Consider the following 19,487-nt stretch of genomic DNA (forward strand, 5'->3'; position numbering starts at 1 on the left):
TAACATGACAGATTTTTTTGAAGCCTATAAATCGCAATTAACAAATTCCACACTAGTTGTTCTAGCTGTTATAGTTCTTTATTTCTTAACTAACATTTTACATAAATGGTTGTTAAACAAAGAAAAAAAACTATTTCCAACTGCCCCTTTGAGACCTATTAATATGATTAAGCAAATCTTAAATTCCCTATGGTTAGTTTTAGGGATTATTGCCATCATATTTATTTTTGTAGATAGTACAAAAAGTGAAACACTTATTTCTACTTTTAAACTAGTCGCTTATCTAGGTGTGGTAGCTGTTGTAACCATTAGCACTGCTTCCATTGTCAATATGTGGTTTAATTACAAAATTCAAGAAAAAATAGATCATAATTACGATCCTACAAGTTTTAAATTCTTTCGCTATGTAGCTGTATTTATAATTTGTTTTGTTGGATTTTTATTTGGTTTACTGGCCTTTCCTTCTCTAAAAGGTGTAGCGCAAACAGCTCTAAGCGGAGCTGGAATACTAGCATTAATAGCTGGTGTTTCTGCGCAAGAAGCCTTATCTAATTTAGTTGGAGGGCTGTTTATTATTTCGTTTAAACCTTTTAAACTTGGAGATACAGTTAAGATTACAGACTCTATGGTAGGTACTGTTACAGACATAACCTTACGACATACTGTTATTCGTAATTACGAAAATAAAATGATTGTAATTCCTAATGCTGTAATGAATAAAGAAAAACTAATAAATTACGATTTAGGAGAAGCTAAAAGTTGTGAACGTATAGAAATTGGAATTTCTTATGATAGCGATATTGACTTGGCAAAAAAAATCATGCAAGAAGAATGTGAAAAGCATCCACTCCTTATAGATAACAGGTCTTTTATGGATAAAAAACAAAATAAACCTATTGTGAAAACTGCTTTAATACAATTTAATGATTCTTCAATGACCATAAGAGCTTGGACTTGGGCAAGAAATTATTCTGAAGGTTTTAGTTTAAAATGTGATGTTCTTGAAAGTATAAAAAAACGTTTTGACAAAGAAGGTATTGAAATCCCTTTTCCTTATAGAACCATTATTATTAAGGACTTTAAAGACAAAACGAAGAACAATACAACTTTTGAAGAATAAACAGTGTTTTTTTTAAGATTGCCAATAATCGTGTTTAGGAAATCTCTTAGTTAAAATTTAAAATTTTACACTATATAATTTCTGCACTCAGCCCAGCTTCTAATAACATAGAACACCTTGGCTCCAACTCCTTATAAACTCCTGTTTTTACGGTACATTTTCCTTTGTAATGAACAATTATAGAGCATTGTTCAGCTTGTTCTGGAGTGTGATCGCAAACATAAACAAGTGTATTTATAACATGGTCAAAGGTATTTACTTCGTCGTTATACAAAACAATCTCATTGTTCATTTGCTCTAAAGTGTCAACACTTCCTTGTTCTTGTATTTTTTCTTTAGTACTCATTTTTAAAAGATTTATTCTACTAATTTAAGAATTTTAATGCAACCCATTGGTTTTTCTCAAGAGTTTCAACGTGTTTTAACTGGTATTTATTGCACTCCTCTTCAATAGCTGGAATATCTTCTTTATAGAATCCACTTAATAAAACCATGCCATTTGGATTTAGACACTTAATATAAGCTTCCATATCATTGAGTAAAATATTCCTGTTAATATTAGCTATAATCACATCGTAATTTCTCTCTCCTAAAACACTAGCATCGCCTTCTAAAACTGTAATATGTTTACAGTTATTACGCTCAACATTTTCAAGGCTATTTACAAAGCACCAATTATCATAATCGATGGCATCAATTGGTTGTGCGCCCTTCATTTCTGTAAGAATTGCCAAAACTCCCGTTCCACATCCCATATCTAAAACAGACTTTCCTTCAAAATCATTCTTTAGAATATGCTGAATCATCATATGGGTAGTTTCATGATGTCCTGTTCCAAAACTCATTTTTGGCTCTATAATAATATCGTATGTTGTATCTGGTTTTTCATGAAAAGGTGCTCTAACCGTTACGCAATTATCTACAACAATGGGATTAAAGTTCTTTTCCCATTCTTGGTTCCAATTGACTTGTTCAATTTCATTAAAGGAATAATTAATTTGAAACTCTTTAGAATTTAAAATCTGAATATCCTCTAAAATAGTATCATGCCATTCATTTTTTTGAATATAAGCTGTAACCCCTTCTTCTGTCTCTACAAAACTTTCAAAACCTGCATAACCTAGTTCTGCAATTAAAATTTCTACTGCCGGTTGCAATGGCGATACCTTAAAATCGTATCCTATATATATTGTGTTTGACATATTTAAATCTATTATTAAGAACTAATAATTTTACTTGTATTAAAAAGCGTTTACTATGGCATAAAAGTCTTCAGCCTTAAGCGCTGCTCCTCCAATTAAGCCTCCGTCTACATCTGGTTTAGAAAAAATTTCTTTTGCATTACCCGGCTTTACGCTACCTCCATACAAAATAGACACAGAGTTTGCGGTTTCCTGTCCATACTTTTTAGCCAAGGTTTCTCTAATAAACGCATGCATATCTTGAGCTTGTTCTGGACTAGCTGTTTCACCAGTTCCTATAGCCCAAACAGGCTCATAAGCCAGTACAATTTGTTCAAAAGCACTTGCTTTTAAATGAAATAAAGCTTTTTTAATTTGATTCTCGACAATTGATTCATGCTTGTCTGACTTTCTATCGGCTAATTCCTCACCGAAACAAAAAATAACACGCATCTTATTTGCTAATGCAGCATCTACTTTTTTTGCTAACAATTCATCGGTTTCATTAAAATAAGCACGACGTTCGCTATGACCCAAAATAACCGTTTGCACTCCAACACTTTTAAGCATTTCTGCACTAACTTCTCCCGTATAAGCTCCAGATTCAGCAAAGTGCATATTTTGAGCAATAACTTCAATCTCCAAACCTTTTAACGCTTCAAAAGCAGCTGAAAGATTAGTAAAAGTTGGGGCAATCATTACCTCAGCATCCGAAGTTTGAGATTGCTTTTTTAATTCGGTTATTAATGATTGTGTTTGTACCAAATCATTATTCATTTTCCAGTTTCCTGCAACGATATGTTTTCTCATCTCTAAGCCTGCGAAAGCAGGTGTCATTTAATTAATAATAATTTTTAAAGCGCTATAAATACTATTTAAGAGTCTTTATTTTTTTAGCCTATTACTCTAACTTTACCTTAGGATCTAGCCAAGCATAAATTATATCTACAAAAATATTAATTATTATAAAGAGTAGGGCAATAATTAACACAGAACCCATAATTACAGGTAAATCTAATGTGTTTAAAGCATTTACAATTTCTTTACCTAATCCATTCCACCCGAAGATATATTCTACAAAAACAGCTCCAGCTAACATAGAGGCAAACCAACCTGAAATAGCTGTAACCACGGGATTTAAAGAGTTTTTTATAGCGTGTTTTCTAATAATTTGAAACTCGCTTAACCCTTTTGCTCTAGCTGTTCTAATATAATCCTGATTAAAAACTTCCAATAAAGAGTTTCGCATGAGCTGAATAACAACTGCCAAAGGTCTTATTCCTAAAACAATTGCTGGAAGAATTAAATTTTTCCATTGAATATGCATGGCTTCTCCATAATCGTCTAATTCGTATAGGCTTCCTGTCATTTCTAAATTGGTGTACTCATGAAGCACAAAACCAAACAGCCAAGCAAATAAAATAGCACTAAAAAAAGATGGCACACTCATGCCAACCGTACTCACTATTTGAATTAACTTATCCAACCAAGTATCTTTATATAAAGCTGAAATTACACCAAAAATCAAGCCTATAAAAAGTGCAATGCAAATAGCACTTACTGCTAAAACAAAAGTATTTGGAAGGGTTTCTGCTAAAACCTGACTTACTTTCTTTCCTTGTTTGGTGAACGACTCTCTCAGGTATGGAAATTTTAAAACTGTGGTCGAATTTCCTATAGAGAACAAAGAAGTAGCCGTATATTTTCCATCTTTTAAATAGGTGTAATCTGTCTCCAATTTTGAATGGAACGAAATGGGTGACAAATCGTTTAGATAATAAAAATACTGTGTACTTATTGGTTTATCAAAACCGTATTTATGTTTAACAAGTGCTAATTGCGTGCTATCTTCATTTTGACCAAGCATCATTTGAGCTGGATCTCCAGGTAGAACATTAAATAAAAAGAATATCACAGTTACCACTCCAAATAAAGTGAGTAAAGCATAAAAGATTTTATTTAAAAGATAGCTGAACAGATTATTCTTTCTTTAAAGTAACTTCAATGATGGCATCAAAATCCATAACACCTCTTTCTCTAATAACAGTTGTGTCTTTTACGATATTAACCGACTCAATTAGTTCTGGAGCAATTTGATCTACATAAGACTTTTCGTGTGTTTCGCCATCGACAAGATAGAGTATATTTTCTTCAACAACTTTTTCTTTTAACGGTTCAGCTTCGCGTTCTACTTCAGGTAGATCCATAGACTCCAAGTCGTTCCAATGTACTTTTTGAACAACAGTACCCTTTTCTATTTTCAAAATTCCAGGACTAGAACGTACAATGGTTTTTATAGCTTTCTCATCACAAAGGAAAAAGTCGAAATTAAGATTGTACTGTTCTTTGATATATTGTTTAGCCTCATCGCCAGAAGCTGTTAATCCAATAACTGTATATCCATTTTTCAATGCTTTATCTGAAAAAGCTGTCAGTTTTGCAACCCCTTCTTTTTCAGCTGTATCTAAATTGTACATAGCTATTAAAATCAGATGCTTTTTGTTTAAATAATATTCTGTTAGATCTTCATCGTCTGTTTCAATAGAAAAATCTTTTACAGGAGGATCATATCCTTCATCAATAATTTTAGTTTCAACACCAACATATTCGCCATCAACCTCTGGATAACTACCGTCTGTAACAAATTCTTTGTCTTTTCCATCTACATTTAATGTCCAGGTAAATTGCTGTACAGGTTTTGGTGCATCTTCCGGGATAGTCATCCCTTCCATGATATTTTTACCAACGGCATAAGCTCTAAAATCTATAGACGGTAAATGCATTAAAACATGATAACCAAACCATAAACAAGCAATAAAACTAAGTAAAGCTACTACTGTCAATCCTAATCTACTAAAGATAGGTTTTATGTGTTTAACACCTATAAATAAAATTAAAATAAGAACAAGTAAAATAACATCTTTTGTAAAACTTTCCCATGGAGTTAGTGGAATAGCATCTCCAAAACAGCCACAGTCTTTCACTTTTTCAAAGTAAGCCGAATAGAATGTTAGGAAGGTAAAAAAGACAATCATTCCTAATAAACTCCAAACTGTAAATTTTGGTTTGTACCCTATTAATAAGAAGATCCCTAAGATTACTTCAAAAATTACCACAATAACTGAAATAGCTAAAGAATAAGGTTCTAAAAATGTAATATTGAGTACATCTGCACTAAAATACTCTTGTAGTTTGTACGAAAACCCTAAAGGGTCATTAAGTTTTACAAATCCAGAGATGATAAATAAAACGCCTACTAAAACTCTACTAATGTTTACTATGTATTTCATGGTATTAATTTACATTCCTTAAATAACAGGAATCTTTTTATTTATTTTTTTATTTCATTTAAATGAATTAAAGCAAAAACTGCATAATTTACCATATCTTGATAATTAGCATCAATCCCTTCGCTAACCAAGGTTTTTCCCTGGTTGTCTTCAATTTGCTTGACACGCAATAACTTTTGCAAGATTAAATCGGTTAGACTACTTACTCGCATATCTCGCCAGGCTTCGCCATAATCATGGTTCTTATCCATCATAAGTTGCTTTGTAATGGCTACTTTTTCATCGTACAATTTAGTCGCTTCATCAACCGATAAATCTGGTTGTTCTACAACACCTTTATCTAATTGAATTAGAGCCATGACGCTATAGTTTATAATCCCTACAAACTCGCTTTCCTGACCTTCATTTACTCTTTGAATTTCATTTTGCTGCAAACCACGAATACGTTGTGCTTTTATAAAAATTTGATCGGTAAGCGACGGCAAACGTAAAATGCGCCAAGCACTTCCGTAGTCTTTCATTTTTTTAGTAAATAAATCCCTACATGTTTTAATAACTGCGTCGTATTGTTTTGAGGTGTCTTGCATGAATTAAAATGAATTTTGCGTAAATTTCGCATAAATAGTTAAGAGTTCAAAGTTCTATAATCAAAGTTTCGTTTCTTTGTTGAACTTTAAAACAATGAATCTTAAATTTTAACTCTTTTTATGACCATAAACTGCAAAGGTGAGCTCATTGACCTATCGACTCCAAAAGTTATGGGTATCTTAAATCTGACTCCAGATTCATTTTATGATGGCGGGAAATACAAAAACGAAAGCGAAATCCTGTCTCAGGTTTACACCATGTTAAAACACGGAGCCACTTTTATAGATATTGGAGCATACAGTTCTAGACCAGACGCCAATCATATTAGCGAGTTGGAAGAATTAAACCGCTTATTACCTATGGTTTCTATAATTCTAAAAGAATTTCCTGATACCATAATTTCTATCGACACTTTTAGAAGTCAAGTTGCAAAACAAGCTATTGAGTCTGGAGCAGCTATAGTTAATGATATTTCTGCTGGAAAATTAGATCAAAATATGTTGAATACGGTTGCAAAACTTCAAGTGCCTTTTATAATGATGCATATGAAAGGCACGCCACAAAACATGAAACAACAGACTTCTTACAAAAATTTGATAAAAGAGGTTTTATTTTATTTTTCTGAAAGAATAGATCAGGCAAGAGCTCTTGGAATAGTAGATATAATTGTAGATCCAGGATTTGGGTTTGCAAAAACCAAAGAGCAAAGCTTCGAAATTTTAAAGCATTTAGAACTTTTTAAAATGCTTGACAAACCTATTCTATCTGGGGTTTCTAGAAAATCTATGATTTATAAAACTTTAGAAAACTCCCCTAAAGAAGCATTAAATGGCACCACAGTTTTAAATACAATTGCTTTACAGAAAGGAACTTCAATTTTACGGGTTCACGATGTTAAAGAAGCTGTAGAATGCATTAAACTTTTACAACAATTAAAATCTTAACAATGAAATATCTTCAAATCTTAATCTTATTTTTATTCGTTTCTTGTAATAATGAAAAAGTGGTACAACTTCCAGAAATAGATCATTCTGAAATTTCAGAAATTTTAGATGTTTCTCCAGCCTATCTTTTTTACGATGAAACCCAAGAAGACCATATAGAGCTCAACAGAAAATCTTTAATAATTACAACTAACTGGCTTGTTAATGTAGATAAGCGCTTAAGTTTAAAACAAGCTATTCCAAAAATAGTTTATTTACAAGAGAAAAAGCGCAATTCCGAATTACATAAAAATGAGGATGCTAAAAACTATTATACCTGTCATAATACAAGTATTAATAACTTGGGGTTTATTGAGTTTACAAACGTTTTTTATGTCGAAAAACCAGCAGAAAATTTTGGTCTAGAATCCTACCAGTTTGCTATTGTTTTCCATGACCCTTCGAGAATTGAGGTGAAATCCTCTGAAACGGAAAATAATTTTGAAACTTCCATAGAGTCATTCATACAGGACCTTAAAAATCTTGTTTCGCAAAGTGATAGTGGTAGCATGTTTCATTTATATTTTAGCAAAGACCTCAGTTTTCAGGACTATATTAGTTTTAAATCAGCTTTAGATAAACTAAAAGACCAAAAGGTTATTATTATCAATGAAGAGTTCATTTTTTAATTAAGACATATTCTAAGGATATTTTTTTAAATTTACAAAAACCTCATTCCCTTGAAAATTTTTGATGACCTATTAAAATTTACAGTTATAGATATAGTAGATGTGTTATTGGTAGCACTCCTACTCTACTATATTTACAAACTTGTTAAAGGTACTGTTGCTATCAACATCTTTATAGGAATTGTAATAATTTACTTCATCTACCTCTTAACAGAAGCCTTAGAGATGAAAATGCTGAGTAAAATTCTAGGAGGTTTTATGAGTGTTGGTTTAATAGCCTTAATTGTAGTTTTTCAACAGGAAATTAGGAAATTCTTATTGATGGTTGGTTCTACAAATTTCAGCAAACGTCGTAAATTTTTAGGTAGATTTAATTTTCTAAAAACGGAAAGCAATACAGAAACAGATGTTGAAGCTATTATGGCTGCTTGTAACAAAATGTCAACCACTAAAACAGGAGCTTTAATTGTTTTTGAATGTAATAACAATTTAGACTTTTTGGTAAATACGGGAGACGAAATGAGTATTAAAGTCACCAAACCAATTATAGAAAGTATCTTTTTTAAAAATAGTCCCTTGCATGATGGCGCAATTATTGTTGCTGAAAATATTGTAAAAGCTACTCGAGTAATTCTTCCTGTTAGTAACGAAAAGAACTTGCCGCAACGCTTTGGTTTAAGACATAGAGCAGCCGTTGGAATTACTGAAAAAACAGATGCTTTAGCACTAGTTGTGAGCGAAGAAACTGGACAAGTATCTTATTTTAAAGATGGCGAATTTATTATGTTTAAAGACACGCAAGAACTTATTGAGATTATTAAAAAAGATTTAGTTTAATGGTTTTATCTTCACGTTTTAGACCTAAAAACATCCCGCTATTAAACAACCTCTTCTTTTAAAAACTGAACTTCGTATAGGTTTCTATAATAGCCATTTTCCTTTTTAAGCAATTCTTTATGGGTGCCTATTTCCACAATTTCTCCTGCATCCATAACCATAATCTTATCCGCTTTTTTAATGGTTGCTAATCTATGGGCAATTACAATAGAAGTTCTTCCTTTAGTAATTTTATAAGTAGCGTTTTGAATTAACTGTTCCGAATAAGAATCTACAGAGGAGGTTGCTTCATCTAAAACCAAAATACTTGGATTTGTTACGTAAGCTCTTAAAAATGATAATAATTGTCGTTGGCCGGAAGACAACATAGAACCACGTTCTTTTACATTATAATCATAGCCGTTTGGTAAACTCATTATAAAATCGTGAATACCAATATCTTTTGCAGCCTGTTCCACATCTTCTCTGTTTATAGCTGGATTATTTAAGGTTATATTATTTAGAATAGTATCTGCAAACATAAATACATCTTGTAAAACAACTGCAATTTGTGTTCTTAAAGAAGCCAACTTGATATCCTTTATATTGATGTTATCTATAAAAATTTCGCCTTTATTGATGTCGTAAAATCTATTTAACAAATTAATAATAGTGGATTTTCCAGCGCCAGTAGCACCAACAATAGCAACAGTTTCTCCGGCCTGTACTTCAAAAGAAATACCTTTTAAAACTTCTTCTTCCTCGATATAACTGAAGTGCACATTTTTAAAAGAAATATCTCCTTTAAACGATGATACATCCAAAGTTCCAAAATCGTCTATCTGAGAAGTAGTTTCAAGCACTCTAAAAACTCTTTTAGCAGCAACCATTCCCATTTGAAGCGTGTTAAATTTATCGGCTATTTGACGAAGCGGTCTAAATAGCATAGGAATCATCATAATAAATGCGGTCAAATCTCCCAGCGAAGCTGTCTGATCTACAACAACATTTAAACCTCCATACCAAGCAATAAGCCCAATGGTTATAGAAGACGACAGTTCGGCTATTGGAAAGAAAATAGAGTTGTACCAAACTGTTTTCAACCAGGCTTTTTTATGGCGTTCGTTTATTTTCTTAAACTTTTTGTACTCGGTATCTTCTCTGGTAAATAGCTGAAGGATTTTCATTCCAGTAATACGCTCTTGCACAAAGGAATTTAAGTTAGATACTTCGGTTCTAACTTCTTCGAAAGCACGTTTCATATATTTCTGAAAAACACGGGTGGCGTACAATACTAAAGGCAACATTAAGAACACAATGAGGCTTAACTCCCAATTCATATAAAGCATCACTATAGAAACGACTAACATGGTAAGTAAATCTCTAAAAATCATGAAGAAACCTGCACCAAATACATCGGCAATTCGCTCCATATCTGTAACTGCTCTTGTAATTAAAACACCAACTGAGGAGTTATCGAAGTATTTCATTCTAAACCTAATCATATGATCAAAAAGCTTAACCCGAATGTCTTTTACTACACTTTGCCCTAAAAATCCAGAATAATATATAAAGAGCAATTGACATAGAACTTCTGCTATTAAAAGTCCAGCCATAATAAGTATGTAAGGCAGAAAACCATCTAAGGTTTTTGTTACAATATTATTATCTATAGCTTGTTGTAAAACATAAGGTCTTACCGCTCCAAATATGGCTAGTAATACCACGGCAAAAAGCACACCAATAAACACAGCTCTATAAGGTTTTACAAACTTAAAAAGTTTTTTAAATAAGGTGATTTCTAGTATGGACTCTATTTTACTCATGTCTATTTATCAAAGAGGTGGGCACCACTTTTATATTCTTATAATTTAATAGTTTCTGGATAGACCACTTCTGTTAGGTATAATCCATGTGCTGGAACAGAAAAACCTGCTTTGCTCCTACTTTTGGAAGTTATGATAGTATGTAAATCTTCTACTTCAAGTTTTCCTAAGCCAATACTTATTAAAGTTCCAACAATAGCTCGAACCATATTTCTTAAAAATCTATCTGCTTTAATATAAAACTGTAGTTCATTTTCTGTTAAGTGCCATTTGGCTTCCATAATATCACAATTATACGTATTTACATCGGTTTTCGTTTTAGAAAAGCATTGAAAATCCTTATACTCAAATAGTATTTTGGTAGCTTCTTTCATTTTAATTAAATTTAAATCCTGTTTTAAATAATAAGATTCATCATAATTAAAAACGTCCTTTTTTAAAGAAATCCTATACAAATAAGCACGACTAATAGCATGAAATCTGGCATGAGCATCTGGCTTTACCTTAAATATATCTTGAACCGAAATATCTTTTGGCAAAAAAGAATTTAGCTTATAGAGTAAATCATTTATTTGAAATAATATTTCCGTATCAAAATGAGCAAACATTTTTTTGGCATGCACTCCTGCATCTGTTCTCCCCGCTCCAACTATAGCCGTTCTACTATTTAAAAGCGTTGACAAAGATTTCTCCACAACTTCCTGTACAGAAATTGCATTGGGCTGATTTTGCCAACCATGATAATCTTTTCCATTGTATGAAAGCTCTATAAAATATCTCAAGGGATAACACTATTTTTGTAAAAAACAAAGATAGAATTTTAATCTTTCTTGAAGTTTCAAAATAAAGTTAAATAAAAAATGGAACTCAAGTTCTGGAGCCATATATATAAGTAATTAACATGAAAAAAATACTTCTACTTTCCGACACACATAGTTATATAGACGATGCCATTTTAAATCATGTAAAACAAGCTGATGAAGTTTGGCATGCCGGAGATATTGGCGATTTAAATGTAACTAACCAAATAAAAAAATTAAAACCCCTGAAAGCTGTTTTTGGCAATATTGATGGTCATGAAGCTAGAGCTGAATTCCCAGAAAATAATAGGTTTATTTGCGAAAATGTGGATGTTTGGATTACGCATATTGGGGGTTATCCTAATAGATATGATTTAAGAATTAGGGAAGACTTAAAAAAGAACCCTCCAGATTTGTTTATTTGTGGCCATTCGCATATTCTAAAAGTTATGCCAGACAAGAAACTAAACTTATTACATATGAATCCTGGAGCAGTTGGAAAATATGGTTTTCATAAAGTAAGAACCATGTTAAGGTTTATAATTGACGGTAGTAATATTAGAGATTTAGAGGTTATTGAATTTGAATCTAGATAATTAATCTAAAAACTATATAAACATGTTGTGCAAAAATAAACATAAAAAAACCCAAGGTCTTCACCTTGGGTTCACGCACTAATACTACTAAGATGTTAGGTTTATCTCAATCGATCTACAGATTTTACAAGATCTTCATCCTTTTTAATGGCCTTATTGGCTAGTGCCAACAACACGATAGAAATAATAGGAAGGAAAATCCCAATACCTTTCTCTGAAACTTCCGTTTCTCCAGATACATTTAGAGAGCGATACAAAAACAACCCTAGTAAAAAAAAGTTTAATATTATATTTAATCGTCCCAACATAAATTGAGACTTTCTATGTTTATATCTTAAAATAGCTGAAATTGACAAAATTGCAGACACCAAAAACATAGCGAAAATATAATTTATATCATTTGCATAAATTTTTACATCTTCTGGATTTGTCCACAATTCAAACACATATATAAGTCCTCCAGAAACTCCTGCAGCAAGTAAAAGATATATAGTTTGGATTCTTTGTAACATTATTTGTCATTATTTACAGCGGCAAAAATATGCTTTCTTTTTAATAATTTAACTAAAATAAATAAAATAAAGTTGTATAATTGCAGTAACAAATCACAACTACCACAGTTGTAGGCTGTTATTCTTCAGAATAAAATCTATTTTTTTCAGAAAAATTCAATTTTAATATTTAATACAAATATTCAATTCAACATAAATGTTTGAAATCTCACAGTTAAAAGAAATGAAGCTTCCTGAGTTGCAGGAAATAGCTAAAAAACTGAACGTGGCTAAATATCGTTCATTAAAAAAATTAGATTTAGTATATCAAATACTAGATCACCAAGCAACTAATCCAAAAGCAGTAAAAGAAGTTGTTAAAGAGGAAACTCAAAAAGATGTTTCACCAAAAAAGCAGCCAAGAGAACGCATAAAGCGTCCTGTAAAATCAGCTAAAAAATCTGATAATACACCAGCTACTGATAAAAAAGAAACAGTAAAGGCCAAAACTGAAGATTCTAAGAAAGAAGCTCCAACCAAAGATGCTTCTATAAGAGAAACTCCAAAAGCTGATACAAAAAGACCTCCACAGCAAAAATCTTCTAAACCAGTACATAATAAGGATAGCAAAACAAAGGAGAGTCATTCTAAAGACAAAGAAGAAAAAAAGAACAATCCTAAAAGCGATAATCAAAATCGTTCAAAAAGAGATAACAAACACCAGAACAAGAATCAAAACTCTGGGAGCAACGGAAATAAGGACACTAGAAACAGATATAGAGAACCAGATTTTGAATTTGATGCTATTATAGAAAGTGAAGGTGTTTTAGATGTCATGCAAGATGGGTATGGATTTTTACGTTCTTCGGATTATAACTACTTATCTTCTCCAGATGATATTTATGTCTCTCAATCTCAAATCCGTTTATTCGGTTTAAAGAAAGGTGACACCGTTTTAGGAAATGTAAGACCTCCAAAAGAAGGTGAAAAGTATTTTCCTCTAATAAAGGTTATAAAGATTAATGGTCTTAATCCAGAAGTTGTTAGAGACAGAGTGTCTTTCGAACATTTAACGCCACTTTTTCCTCAAGAAAAATTTAATTTGGCAGATAAGCAAAGTACTATTTCTACTAGAATTATGGATTTGTTTTCACCTATTGGAAAAGGGCAACGTGGAATGATTGTTTCTCAACCAAAAACGGGAAAAACCATGTTACTTAAAGATGTGGCAAATGCTATTGCTGCCAATCATCCAGAAGTATATCAAATGATCTTGTTAATAGATGAACGTCCAGAAGAAGTAACAGACATGCAACGTAATGTTCGTGGCGAAGTTATTGCTTCCACTTTCGATAAAGAAGCACACGAGCATGTTAAAATTGCAGATATTGTTTTAGAAAAAGCAAAAAGACTTGTAGAATGTGGACACGATGTAGTAATTCTTTTAGATTCTATTACTCGTTTAGCTAGAGCATACAATACGGTACAACCGCCTTCAGGAAAAATATTAAGTGGTGGTGTTGATGCGAATGCACTTCATAAACCAAAACGTTTCTTTGGTGCTGCTAGAAATATTGAAAATGGAGGATCTTTAACAATTATTGCTACCGCTTTAACCGAAACAGGTTCTAAGATGGATGAAGTAATTTTTGAAGAGTTTAAAGGAACAGGTAATATGGAATTACAATTAGACAGAAAAATTTCTAATCGTAGAATTTTCCCTGCTATCGACTTAACTTCTTCTAGTACGCGTAGAGATGATATTTTACTAGAAAGCAGTACCATTCAAAGAATGTGGGTAATGAGAAAGTATCTAGCAGATATGAATCCTGTAGAAGCTATGGAATTTATTAATGAACGATTTAAACAGACTAGAAACAACGAAGAGTTTCTAATTTCCATGAATGGATAAAACTCTCTAGAGTAATTATAATAAAAAGATAAAGCCTCGATTACATCGAGGCTTTTCTTTTATATACTATATGATAGAATTTAAAAACAGAGCATAAAAAAAACCTTCCAACATACATTGAAAGGTTTGTTATAGAATTCCTTCTATTTATTATCTTATAAAGAAGCTATATGCTTAGTTAAGTTAGATTTTAAATTCGCTGCTTTATTAGCATGAATAATATTCTTCTTTGCTAACTTATCAATCATAGACATGATATCTGGAAAAGCTGCTTGAGCTTCTTCCTTAGATTCCATCTCGCGGAACTTTTTAATAGCACTACGAGTTGTTCTATGCTTATATCTATTAGTTAAACGTTTTGTTTCGTTACTTCTAATTCTCTTTAATGCTGACTTATGATTTGCCATTATATTCTTCTTTCTTTAATAAAAATTGTAGCCCGTAGGGGAATCGAACCCCTCTTACCAGGATGAAAACCTGGCGTCCTAGCCGATAGACGAACGGGCCATTATCTTTTGAGTGTGCAAATATATATTATTATATTTTAATTTGCAATACATCATTTCAAAATAACTTACAATGTTTCCATTGTTAACTTTCAAGAGACAACTTTTGTTGCTTTATGTCTTTCAAGCGGCTGCAAAAATACAACTATTTTTAAATGTTGCAACACCAAATCGATATTTTTTTAAAAATTTTTCAATTAATACGCTTTTGCAAATAAAACTCTCGTTTTTGAAGGCTTCCCGGAGTACACACAAGTACCGTTTTCAGGAACCTCATCCGTAGGAATACATCTAATAGTTGCCTTAGTTAGTTCTTTAATTTTAGTTTCCGTTTCTTCAGTTCCATCCCAGTGAGCTGAAATAAATCCGCCTTTGTCTTCTAAAACCTTTTTAAAGTCTTCAAATGTATCCACTAAAGTAATATGCGAGTCTCTAAAATCTAATGCTTTCTTATATAGGGTATTCTGAATTTCTGTCATTAAACTTTCAACTCTAGCTGTTAAATTATCTAAAGCAATAACCTCTTTAGTCAAAGTATCTCTTCTAGCCAATTCTACAGTTCCGTTTTCCAGATCCTTAGGTCCAATAGCAATTCGTAAAGGTACACCTTGCAATTCGTGCTGAGCAAACTTAGCTCCTGGTCTAAGCGTGGTTCTATCGTCGTATTTTACGGATATATGTTTAGCTCTTAAATCGCTAATCATTAAATTTGCTAGTTTCGAGATTTCCTCAAACTGTTCATCAGTTTTATAGATAGGCACAATTACCACCTGATTAGGAGCTAGATTTGGAGGAAGAACTAGACCTTTATCATCACTGTGAGTCATAATTAAAGCTCCCATCAACCTTGTTGAAACCCCCCAAGAAGTTGCCCAAACATAATCTTGTTTACCTTCTTTGTTTGTAAACTTTACATCGAATGCTTTGGCGAAGTTTTGTCCTAAAAAATGAGATGTTCCTGCTTGCAAAGCTTTTCCATCTTGCATTAAAGCTTCAATACAATAAGTGTCTACTGCTCCTGCAAAACGCTCGCTTTCTGTTTTAACACCTTTTACCACTGGAATAGCCATAAAGTTTTCAGCAAAATTTGCATACACATTATTCATTAATTCAGCTTCTTTTATAGCCTCCTCTCTAGTTTCGTGGGCTGTATGTCCTTCTTGCCATAAAAACTCGGCTGTACGTAAAAATAAACGAGTTCTCATTTCCCAACGCACCACATTAGCCCATTGATTAATTAATAAAGGCAAATCTCTATAAGATTGAATCCATCCTTTATAGGTATTCCAAATAATAGCCTCGCTCGTTGGTCTAACAATAAGCTCTTCTTCTAACTTAGCTTCAGGATCCACACGTAATTTTCCTGGACTATCCGGATCGTTTTGTAATCTATAATGTGTAACAATTGCACATTCTTTAGCAAAACCTTCAGCATTTTTTTCTTCGGCTTCAAACAAGCTTTTAGGCACAAATAGTGGAAAATATGCATTTTGATGTCCTGTCTCTTTAAACATTCTATCTAGTTCAGCTTGCATCTTTTCCCAGATAGCGTAGCCATAAGGTTTAATAACCATACAGCCTCTAACAGCAGAGTTTTCTGCAAGATCTGCCTTGACAACAAGTTCGTTATACCATTTGGAATAATCTTCGGCTCTACTTGTAAGATTTTTACTCATATTCAGGGTTTTGGCACAAAAATTGTGATTATGTTAAATATATATAATAGTTGCGCAAAACTAACTATTTTTGTTATGTTCAACAATAAAATTCAATAGATATGCAAATTAATAACTCCTTTTTAACCAAAGTACCAATAACAGCCGTTTTTGGCTTGTTTTTTGTCTTGGCTTCTTGTGGATCGTCACAGTATGCTGTACAGGACAACGATGGTATTTATGGTTCAGATCCACAAGTTGAATATCAAGAAGAGGCTGTTGCAACCGCAGGTACAGAAACAAACAGCAATAATTACTATAAAAATTATTTCAAAGAGAAATCCTTAGAATATCAATTGCCAGAAGAAAACGAAGATGATGTTTTTACAGATGTTGATTCTTATGAAGGTGATTATGCCGAAACTCAAGACTCCGTAGACGTAGAATACAACAATTATGCTGGATGGGGAGAAGAAAGCAACAGCAATGTTTCCATTAGTATAGGTATGGGCGTTGGTTTTGGTTATGGATACGGTTGGGGTTACAACCCTTGGTACTCTCCATATTACTACGGAGGTTTTTACCCATATTATGGCTATGGTTGGGGCTACCCATATTACCCGTATTACCCATATTATTATGGCGGAGGTTATTACGGTGGTCGAGGTGTAGCTTATAACTATGGTAGACGTGGATCTAGATACTACGGAAACAATTATTATAACAATAGAAACTCTCATTATTACAATTCTAGAACGAGAAGTAATGCTGCTTCTTTAGGTTATTCTACACCAAGAACAAGATCTAATAATGTAATAGGACGTGCAAACACCACAAGATCGAACTCTACTGTTAGACCAAGAACTAGAGGTAATTCTACTGTGAGTCCTAACACAACAGTTAGACCAAGAACAAGAGGTAACTCTAATCCGTCAAGCCCTAAACCAAGAACAACCACTAGACCTAAAACAAAGTCAAGTCCTAAATCTAACAATACGGTAAAACCTAGAACTAGAACAAATTCTACACCGCGTTCCACTAGTCCGTCTAGATCTTATACACCCAACAGATCTTTTGGTAACTCGCCATCCCGTTCGTTTGGTGGTGGAGGAAGAAGTTTTGGTGGAGGTCGAGGCAGAAGGTAGAATTCTATAGAGTGAAAAAGAAAAAAGAAAAATTATGAAAAAGTTACTTTTAATGTTCGCTGGGGTGTTTGCTATCACTTACACGAACGCTCAAGACGTTACGGACGCCTTACGATATTCTAGTGATGAAATTCAGGGAACCGCAAGATACAGAGGTCTAAGTGGTGCTTTTGGAGCTCTAGGTGGAGACATGAGTGCCGTAAGTATCAATCCTGCTGGCTCGGCTGTATTTAACGACAGTCATATATCTTTATCCTTGTCAAATAATAACTTTAAAAATGACGTTCGGTATTTTAATGGTTTTAACACCTCAAAAGAATCGAGTATCGACTTAAATCAAGCTGGAGCTTCCTTTGTTTTTAACAATAGGAACAGCGATTCTAAGTGGTCTAAGTTTGTTTTTAGTGCAGCTTATGATAAGGTTCAAAACTACAACAACGATTGGTTGGCTACTGGAGTCAATTCAACTTCTATAGATAGATATTTTTTAGATATTACAGAAAATCAATCTATTCCCTTTGGAGTTCTAAAACTTCAACCTGGAGAATATTTAGAAGAAGCTTATGCAGATATTGGATCGAACCCAAATTACGGCTACTCGTTTCAACAAGTGTTTCTAGGATATTGGGCAGGAATTATTGACCCTGTAAATATGGACAATAGTACCAATGATGACGAAACAAACTATATGTCTAATACTGCTCCTGCAACTTCATTCTACCAAGAGTATTATTACGCTGCTAAAGGTTATAATGGAAAATTTACATTAAACTTTGCGACCTCTTATGATGATAAATTATACTTAGGAGTTAATCTAAACTCGCATTTTATTAATTACGATAAGTTTACTAGTTTTTACGAGAATAATGCAAATCCTAACTCTTTTGCTAAGGACATTCTTTTTGAAAATTGGCTATCTACAATAGGTTCAGGGTTTTCTTTTCAACTAGGAGCCATTGCAAAAATTACAGATGGTCTTAGATTAGGTTTGTCTTACAACTCCCCTACCTGGTTCCGAATTGAGGAAGAACTAATTCAAGGAATAGACTCTAATATAGCCGATCAGGATATAGGCTACATTTCAAACATTATAAATATATATCCAGTCTATAAACTACAAAGTCCTGGAAAATATACCGGTAGTTTGGCTTATATTTTTGGATCATATGGTTTAATCAGTTTCGATTATTCTTTAAAAGATTATGGAAACACTAAATTTAAACCGACTTCCGATCCTTATTTTACTAGTCAGAACAGAGCTATGAGCAATCAATTAACAACGGCCTCCACCATTAAGGTTGGTGGTGAACTTAGATTAAACCAAGTTAGCTTAAGAGCTGGTTACAGATTTGAAGAAAGTCCGTATAAAAACAAAAACACTCTTAGCGATTTAAACGGTTATTCTTTAGGTTTGGGTTATAATTTTGGTGGTTTTAGAATGGATGTGGCTTTCGATCAGGCTAAGCAATCTTCGGAATATAGATTATACAACAACTCTGGGTTTCCTAGCAGTGCAAGCATAGACTCTAGACTTAGTAACGTTACTTTGTCTGTTGCCTTTAATTTGTAAGCAAAATCATATTATAGAAAACTAAAACTCGAACAGATTTATTTTTGTTTGAGTTTTTTTTTATGCTTAATCTTAAGATTCTAGACAACTTATTACGCTACTCTTAAATTACAAGGGCTCAAACTTCATGCTGAATGGTCTTTTATAAATTCTAATAGACTTCAAAAGAAATTACAATAATAAGGGTTGTAAATTTAGTCTTCTATACTCTTCTATTTTTAAAAGTTAAAATGAATGAATTCTAGGAAGCTATAACAACAAATGTTACGCAAAATATACGCCGTAAGAGTTTTATTCTACATCGTTTAATAACGATATATTAATTTAGAATACAATATAATTCTCTACATATAAATGGTATTTAAACGCCTCTTAATAA

General features: G+C 32.7%; 19 protein-coding genes and 1 tRNA gene. 8 read left to right on the top strand and 12 right to left on the bottom strand.

What is annotated here, in order from left to right; translation table 11 throughout:
• The first annotated feature begins 4 nt into the window (after positions 1-4).
• Positions 5-1,120 carry a mechanosensitive ion channel family protein gene (locus OS188_RS09930; RefSeq protein WP_267148685.1) on the top strand — a complete coding sequence of 372 codons (1,116 nt, stop codon included), beginning with the start codon at positions 5-7 and terminating at the stop codon, positions 1,118-1,120.
• 70 nt (positions 1,121-1,190) lie between these two features.
• Here OS188_RS09930 and OS188_RS09935 read toward each other — a convergent pair whose 3' ends face one another.
• From OS188_RS09935 to OS188_RS09960, 6 genes are all read right to left on the bottom strand, one after another.
• Positions 1,191-1,466, bottom strand: a complete 276-nt coding sequence (locus OS188_RS09935) for an ATP-dependent Clp protease adaptor ClpS (RefSeq protein ID WP_267148686.1) — start codon at positions 1,464-1,466, stop codon at positions 1,191-1,193.
• A gap of 19 nt (positions 1,467-1,485) precedes the next feature.
• Positions 1,486-2,322, bottom strand: a complete 837-nt coding sequence (prmA, locus tag OS188_RS09940) for a 50S ribosomal protein L11 methyltransferase (RefSeq protein WP_267148687.1) — start codon at positions 2,320-2,322, stop codon at positions 1,486-1,488.
• 39 nt (positions 2,323-2,361) lie between these two features.
• Positions 2,362-3,111 (bottom strand): triose-phosphate isomerase, encoded by a 750-nt coding sequence (gene tpiA / locus OS188_RS09945; protein ID WP_267148706.1) that lies wholly within the window; start codon positions 3,109-3,111, stop codon positions 2,362-2,364.
• Positions 3,112-3,202: 91 nt separating this feature from the next.
• Positions 3,203-4,279, bottom strand: a complete 1,077-nt coding sequence (locus tag OS188_RS09950; protein WP_267148707.1) for an ABC transporter permease — start codon at positions 4,277-4,279, stop codon at positions 3,203-3,205.
• Position 4,280: 1 nt separating this feature from the next.
• Entirely contained in the window at positions 4,281-5,591 is a 1,311-nt protein-coding gene (locus OS188_RS09955) for a BT_3928 family protein (RefSeq protein WP_267148688.1), read from the bottom strand.
• A 41-nt stretch (positions 5,592-5,632) separates the two neighbouring features.
• The gene (locus OS188_RS09960) at positions 5,633-6,178 is read right to left on the bottom strand and encodes a DUF1599 domain-containing protein (RefSeq protein WP_267148689.1); all 546 of its coding nucleotides are present in this window, start codon (positions 6,176-6,178) and stop codon (positions 5,633-5,635) included.
• A 120-nt stretch (positions 6,179-6,298) separates the two neighbouring features.
• Between OS188_RS09960 and folP the strand changes: the two genes are divergently transcribed.
• The 3 genes from folP to cdaA are packed head-to-tail and all read left to right on the top strand — an operon-like array spanning position 6,299 to position 8,628.
• Positions 6,299-7,123 carry a dihydropteroate synthase gene (gene folP, locus OS188_RS09965; RefSeq protein WP_267148690.1) on the top strand — a complete coding sequence of 275 codons (825 nt, stop codon included), beginning with the start codon at positions 6,299-6,301 and terminating at the stop codon, positions 7,121-7,123.
• A 2-nt stretch (positions 7,124-7,125) separates the two neighbouring features.
• Positions 7,126-7,791 (top strand): hypothetical protein, encoded by a 666-nt coding sequence (locus OS188_RS09970; RefSeq protein WP_267148691.1) that lies wholly within the window; start codon positions 7,126-7,128, stop codon positions 7,789-7,791.
• A 51-nt stretch (positions 7,792-7,842) separates the two neighbouring features.
• Positions 7,843-8,628 (top strand): diadenylate cyclase CdaA, encoded by a 786-nt coding sequence (cdaA, locus tag OS188_RS09975; RefSeq protein ID WP_267148692.1) that lies wholly within the window; start codon positions 7,843-7,845, stop codon positions 8,626-8,628.
• Positions 8,629-8,669: 41 nt separating this feature from the next.
• On the opposite strand, the gene OS188_RS09980 is transcribed toward cdaA, so the two are convergent.
• Both OS188_RS09980 and truA read right to left on the bottom strand, forming a co-directional pair.
• Entirely contained in the window at positions 8,670-10,433 is a 1,764-nt protein-coding gene (locus OS188_RS09980; protein ID WP_267148693.1) for an ABC transporter ATP-binding protein, read from the bottom strand.
• Positions 10,434-10,471: 38 nt separating this feature from the next.
• On the bottom strand, positions 10,472-11,215 hold the full coding sequence (truA, locus tag OS188_RS09985) for a tRNA pseudouridine(38-40) synthase TruA (protein ID WP_267148694.1): 744 nt from the start codon (positions 11,213-11,215) through the stop codon (positions 10,472-10,474).
• Between the two features lie 119 nt (positions 11,216-11,334).
• On the opposite strand from truA, the gene OS188_RS09990 reads away from it, so the two are divergent.
• Positions 11,335-11,829 carry a metallophosphoesterase family protein gene (locus OS188_RS09990; protein WP_267148695.1) on the top strand — a complete coding sequence of 165 codons (495 nt, stop codon included), beginning with the start codon at positions 11,335-11,337 and terminating at the stop codon, positions 11,827-11,829.
• 101 nt (positions 11,830-11,930) lie between these two features.
• On the opposite strand, the gene OS188_RS09995 is transcribed toward OS188_RS09990, so the two are convergent.
• Positions 11,931-12,341, bottom strand: coding sequence for a DUF4293 domain-containing protein (locus tag OS188_RS09995; protein WP_267148696.1), 411 nt, complete (start codon positions 12,339-12,341; stop codon positions 11,931-11,933).
• A gap of 196 nt (positions 12,342-12,537) precedes the next feature.
• Between OS188_RS09995 and rho the strand changes: the two genes are divergently transcribed.
• The gene (gene rho / locus OS188_RS10000) at positions 12,538-14,232 is read left to right on the top strand and encodes a transcription termination factor Rho (RefSeq protein WP_267148697.1); all 1,695 of its coding nucleotides are present in this window, start codon (positions 12,538-12,540) and stop codon (positions 14,230-14,232) included.
• Positions 14,233-14,387: 155 nt separating this feature from the next.
• On the opposite strand, the gene rpsT is transcribed toward rho, so the two are convergent.
• The 3 genes from rpsT to proS all read right to left on the bottom strand — a co-directional run bounded on the left by rpsT (position 14,388) and on the right by proS (position 16,414).
• The gene (gene rpsT, locus OS188_RS10005) at positions 14,388-14,639 is read right to left on the bottom strand and encodes a 30S ribosomal protein S20 (RefSeq protein ID WP_267148698.1); all 252 of its coding nucleotides are present in this window, start codon (positions 14,637-14,639) and stop codon (positions 14,388-14,390) included.
• A 28-nt stretch (positions 14,640-14,667) separates the two neighbouring features.
• A tRNA-Glu gene (locus tag OS188_RS10010) sits at positions 14,668-14,739 on the bottom strand.
• Between the two features lie 196 nt (positions 14,740-14,935).
• Positions 14,936-16,414 carry a proline--tRNA ligase gene (gene proS / locus OS188_RS10015; RefSeq protein ID WP_267148699.1) on the bottom strand — a complete coding sequence of 493 codons (1,479 nt, stop codon included), beginning with the start codon at positions 16,412-16,414 and terminating at the stop codon, positions 14,936-14,938.
• Between the two features lie 101 nt (positions 16,415-16,515).
• Here proS and OS188_RS10020 point away from each other — a divergent pair, with 101 nt between their 5' ends.
• Positions 16,516-17,538 (top strand): hypothetical protein, encoded by a 1,023-nt coding sequence (locus tag OS188_RS10020; RefSeq protein WP_267148700.1) that lies wholly within the window; start codon positions 16,516-16,518, stop codon positions 17,536-17,538.
• Between the two features lie 34 nt (positions 17,539-17,572).
• The gene (locus OS188_RS10025) at positions 17,573-19,108 is read left to right on the top strand and encodes an OmpP1/FadL family transporter (protein ID WP_267148701.1); all 1,536 of its coding nucleotides are present in this window, start codon (positions 17,573-17,575) and stop codon (positions 19,106-19,108) included.
• The last annotated feature ends 379 nt before the right edge of the window (positions 19,109-19,487 follow it).

The organism is Xanthomarina sp. F1114 (assembly GCF_026410255.1).
GTDB lineage: Bacteria > Bacteroidota > Bacteroidia > Flavobacteriales > Flavobacteriaceae > Xanthomarina.